Genomic DNA, 5,235 nt, shown 5'->3' with positions numbered 1-5,235 from the left:
GAATCCAGCGGCGCCCTACTCTCCCGGGCCCGGGGGCCAGGTACCATCGGCGAAGGGAGGCTTGACTTCCGTGTTCGGAATGGGAACGGGTATGACCCTCTCTCGAGAACCGCTGAAACAAACACTTCGGCAGTGGGGTAAAGCAATCCGCGGGTGCTCACTGAAGCGCCAGGCGGGTCCGGGCTGCTCACGCGGCCGCGAACTGAATCGTTGAAACAGATGAAATGCCTCACGGGCTATTAGTACCACTCGGCTCAACGCGTCGCCGCGCTTACACCTGTGGCCTATCGACGTCGTAGTCTCCGACGGCCCTACAGGGGGTTGAACCCCGGGGAGACCTGATCTTGGGAACGGCTTCACGCTTAGATGCCTTCAGCGTTTCTCCGATCCGAACATGGCTACCCGGCAATGCCGCTGGCGCGACAGCCGGTACAACAGAGGTTCGTCCGTCCCGGTCCTCTCGTACTAAGGACAGCTTCCCTCAAGTCTCCAACGCCCACACCGGATAGGGACCGAACTGTCTCACGACGTTCTGAACCCAGCTCGCGTGCCGCTTTAATTGGCGAACAGCCAAACCCTTGGGACCTTCTCCAGCCCCAGGATGCGACGAGCCGACATCGAGGTGCCAAACCTCCCCGTCGCTATGGACGCTTGGGGGAGATCAGCCTGTTATCCCCAGAGTACCTTTTATCCATTGAGCAACGGCAATTCCACGCTAAACCGCGGGATCACTAAGCCCTACTTTCGTACCTGCTCGGCGTGTCCGCCTCGCAGTCAAGCTCCCTTATGCCTTTATGCTCTGCGCGCGATTGCCGACCGCGCTGAGGGAACCGTTGGATGCCTCCGTTACCTTTTAGGAGGCGACCGCCCCAGTCAAACTGACCATCAGGCATGGTCCCTGTCCCGGATGACGGGACGAGGTTAGATCTCAAAACGGGCAAGGGTGGTATTTCAAGGGCGGCTCCACGACGACTGGCGTCGCCGCTTCATAGCCTCCCACCTATCCTACACATGCCAGTCCTAAAACCAGTGCCAAAATACAGTGAAGGTTCATGGGGTCTTTCCGTCCAGGTGCGGGTTGCCGGCATCTTCACCGGCACTGCAATTTCGCCGAGTCCCGGGAGGAGACAGTGCAGAAGTCGTTACACGATTCGTGCAGGTCGGAACTTACCCGACAAGGAATTTCGCTACCTTAGGACCGTTATAGTTACGGCCGCCGTTTACCGGGGCTTCGATTCAGGGCTTCGCTTGCGCTGACCCCTCCTGTTAACCTTCCGGCACCGGGCACGTGTCAGACCATATACGTCCACTTGCGTGTTAGCATGGCCCTGTGTTTTTGGTAAACAGTCGCTTCTGCCGTTTCCCTGCGACCTCCTGTGGCTTCGCGCTGTCCACGCCCACCATGGGAGGCTCCCCTTATCCCGAAGTTACGGGGTTAATTTGCCGAGTTCCTTCTCCCGAGTTGTCTCGAGCACCTTAGGCTATTCGCCTCGTCCACCTGTGTCGGTTTACGGTACGGGCGCGCGTCGGCTCCCTTAGGGGTTTTTCCTGGCACGGGCCCATGCGACTCCCGCTCCGGCCGAAGCCTTCGCGGGGTCCGGTACCTGGGGCATGTACTAGGGGGATTTGCCGCCCTAGAGCCTCGCATACCTTCCGCTGCGTCCATCAGCAGCTACGCACTGTCCCATGCGTCACCCCGTCGGTGGTGACGCCTTCCGCGCGGTCCCGGAATATTAACCGGGTCGTCATCGGCTACGCCTCTCGGCCTCGTCTTAGATCCCGACTCACCCTGGGAGGATTATCCTTGCCCAGGAAACCTTGGACTTACGGTGTGCGGGTTTTTCACCCGCATTTTCGCATACTCATGCCAGCATTCTCGTTTCCGGTACCTCCAGCGGGCATCGCCACCCGCCTTCCCAGGCCTGCGGAACGCTCCTCTACCGCTCCATTGCTGGAGCCCACGACTTCGGTGATGTGTTTAGTCCCGATCATTTTCGGCGCGGGGTCGCTTGACCAGTGAGCTATTACGCTTTCTTTAAAGGATAGCTGCTTCTAAGCTAACCTCCTGGCTGTCTGTGCAACCCCACATCCTTTCCCACTTAACACATACTTGGGGACGCTTAGTCGATGGTCCGGGTTGTTTCCCTTTCGTCCGCTGATCTTATCACCCGCGGGCTGTCTGCCATGCATCCTGTTCACGGTATTCGGAGTTTGATAGGGTTTGGTAAGCGGGTGTGCCCCCTAGTCCTGCCAGTGCTCTACCCCCGTGAAAGTAACATGACGCCATACCTAAATATGTTTCGAGGAGAACAAGCTATCGCCCAGTTTGATTGGTCTTTCGCTCCTACCCACAACTCATCCGGACACGTTTCAATGTATATCGGTTCGGCCCTCCACGGAATGTTACTTCCGCTTCAGCCTGGTCATGGGTAGATCACTAAGGCTTCGTGTCTGCCGTGTACGACTGGTCGCCCAGTTGAGACTCGCTTTCGCTTCGGCTCCGGACCTGAGGCCCTTAACCTTGCCGTACACGAGCAACTCGCTGGCTCATTAAACAAAAGGCACGCCGTCAGGAGGATGAATCCTCCCTCCGACAGAATGTATGCACGCGGTTTCAGGCGCTATTTCACTCCCCTCTCGGGGTGCTTTTCACCTTTCCCTCACGGTACTGTGCACTATCGGTCATCTGCTCGTATTTAGCCTTGGAGGGTGGTCCCCCCGTCTTCAGGCAGGATTTCACGTGTCCCGCCCTACTCTTCGCCGCATGTTCCGTTCACGATCGCTACAGGCCTGTCACCTGCTGTGGGGGGGCTTTCCATCCCGCTTCGCTCTCGTTCCAAGAATCATGTATCGGCTGGGCTCCTCCCCTTTCGCTCACCACTACTCAGGGAATCTCGGTTGATTTCTTTTCCTCCGGGTACTGAGATGTTTCAGTTCCCCGGGTTTGCCCCCTCCGGCCTATGTATTCGGCCGGTGGGTACGCTTGCGCGTGGGTTTCCCCATTCGGAATCCCGGCAGTCAAAGGCCCTTTGCGCCTCGTACCGGACTATCGTGGCTTGGCACGTCCTTCGTCGCCGGCAGATGCCTAGGCATCCCCCGCGTGCATTCTTTCGCATAATCTTCTTTCCAGCGATTCAGCTCTGTTCTGCCGCATGAGCAGCTCGAATCCACCTTACTTGGTGCTTCAAGTCACTCTCGCTTGATTGCTTTGTTATTTCCACTGCCGTAATTTCAATGTGCGCCGTGCCGCGTGGGCATCGGTCCTGCGCCCGGGGGCGCTACTGGAGCTAAGGAGACTCGAACTCCTAACATCCAGCTTGCAAAGCTGGCGCTCTACCAGTTGAGCTATAACCCCGAAAGCTATGGGCCTGAATGGACTTGAACCATTGACCCCCGCCTTATCAGAGCGGTGCTCTAACCAGCTGAGCTACAGACCCGGGCTCGTAAAAGAATCGGAGACGTGCTTGGGTGACGGATGTCAACTGAACGGTAACAGGCGTGCGGATTGAATCCGCGTTTACTCCTTAAAGGAGGTAATCCAGCCGCACCTTCCGGTACGGCTACCTTGTTACGACTTAGCCCCAGTCAAAGGTCTTGCTTTAGACGCCGAGGCGGCTTCGAGCACTCCCTTCTCCCATGGCTTGACGGGCGGTGTGTACAAGGCCCGGGAACGTATTCACCGTGGTGTGCTGACCCACGATTACTAGCGATTCCAGCTTCACGGAGTCGAGTTGCAGACTCCGATCCGAACTGAGGCCGGCTTTGAGGATTGGCTCCGCCTCGCGGCGTTGCGACCCATTGTACCGACCATTGTAGCACGTGTGTAGCCCAGGATGTAAGGGCCATGAGGACTTGACGTCATCCACACCTTCCTCCGGGTTGTCCCCGGCAGTCTCTCCAGAGGGCCCCCTTGCGGGTGGCAACTGGAAACGTGGGTTGCGCTCGTTGCGGGACTTAACCCAACATCTCACGACACGAGCTGACGACAGCCATGCAGCACCTGTGCGGATCGTTGCATTGCTGCAAAACGGCGATCTCTCGCCGCGGCGATCCCATGTCAAACCCTGGTAAGGTTCTGCGCGTTGCTTCGAATTAAACCACATGCTCCACCGCTTGTGCGGGCCCCCGTCAATTCCTTTGAGTTTCATACTTGCGTACGTACTCCCCAGGCGGCATACTTAACGCGTTGGCTGCGGTACCCGGGGCGAACCCCGGACACCCAGTATGCATCGTTTACGGCGCGGACTACCAGGGTATCTAATCCTGTTTGCTACCCGCGCTTTCGAGCCTCAGCGTCGATAAGTCCCCAGCAGGCTGCCTTCGCCATCGGTGTTCTTCCTGATCTCTACGCATTCCACCGCTACACCAGGAATTCCGCCTGCCCCTGAACTATCCAAGATGTCCAGTTCGGACTGCAGGTCCGGGGTTGGGCCCCGGTATTGTACAATCCGCTTGAACATCCGCCTACGCTCCCTTTACGCCCAGTGATTCCGAACAACGCTTGCACCCCTCGTATTACCGCGGCTGCTGGCACGAAGTTTGCCGGTGCTTCCTTTCGAGGTACATTCCCCCGCGCCCGAAGACGCGTATTATTCCCTCACGACAGTGGTTTACACACCGAAATGCTTCTTCCCACACGTGGCGTTGCTGCATCAGGGTTTCCCCCATTGTGCAATATTCCCTACTGCTGCCTCCCGTAGGAGTCTGGGCCGTATCTCAGTCCCAATGTGGCCGATCACCCTCTCAGGCCGGCTACCGATCGTCGCCTTGGTGGGCCGTTGCCCCGCCAACTAGCTAATCGGACGCAAGCTCATCCCGCATCGATGAATCTTTCGTCAACCCCGGATGTCCGGGGCCACGTTATTCGGTATTATCCGCGCGTTGGCACGGCTATCCCAATATGCGGGGCAGATTGCTTACGCGTTACTCACCCGTTCGCCGCTATCCTTGCGGACCGCTCGACTTGCATGTATAAGACACGCCACCAGCGTTCGTTCTGAGCCAGGATCAAACTCTTCATTGATTTTCAAAGTCTTGGTCCCGTTATCACGTTCGTAATTGACTTCAAGAATTAACTTCTTGGTCCGTCACTAAGCACATCTCCGATTCCTTCAAGCTTCCCGGCGGCCTCTCAGGGTTGCCGTACCATCGTTTCCGAAGGTGAGGCCAATTATAGAATTTTCTGGAAGTTTGGCAAGGGTTTTTCTCGAAAAAATTTCACTTTTTTTCATTTTT

At 57.2% G+C, this 5,235-nt stretch carries 2 tRNA genes and 3 rRNA genes; all 5 read right to left on the bottom strand.

What is annotated here, in order from left to right:
* Window positions 1-2: 2 nt before the first annotated feature.
* The 5 genes from rrf to BUA44_RS14925 all read right to left on the bottom strand — a co-directional run bounded on the left by rrf (window position 3) and on the right by BUA44_RS14925 (window position 5,023).
* Window positions 3-117: ribosomal RNA gene (rrf, locus tag BUA44_RS14945) — 5S ribosomal RNA — on the bottom strand.
* 102 nt (window positions 118-219) lie between these two features.
* Window positions 220-3,120: ribosomal RNA gene (locus BUA44_RS14940) — 23S ribosomal RNA — on the bottom strand.
* A gap of 162 nt (window positions 3,121-3,282) precedes the next feature.
* A tRNA-Ala gene (locus BUA44_RS14935) sits at window positions 3,283-3,355 on the bottom strand.
* An 8-nt stretch (window positions 3,356-3,363) separates the two neighbouring features.
* Window positions 3,364-3,437, bottom strand: a tRNA-Ile gene (locus tag BUA44_RS14930).
* An 89-nt stretch (window positions 3,438-3,526) separates the two neighbouring features.
* A 16S ribosomal RNA gene (locus BUA44_RS14925) occupies window positions 3,527-5,023 on the bottom strand.
* The 16S, 23S and 5S rRNA genes sit together here with 2 tRNA genes alongside, the layout of an rRNA operon.
* Window positions 5,024-5,235 lie beyond the last annotated feature (212 nt).

Origin of the sequence: Fibrobacter sp. UWR3 (assembly GCF_900143055.1) — a bacterium.
Taxonomy (GTDB): Bacteria; Fibrobacterota; Fibrobacteria; order Fibrobacterales; family Fibrobacteraceae; genus Fibrobacter.
This window is presented reverse-complemented; position numbering and strand designations above follow the sequence as displayed.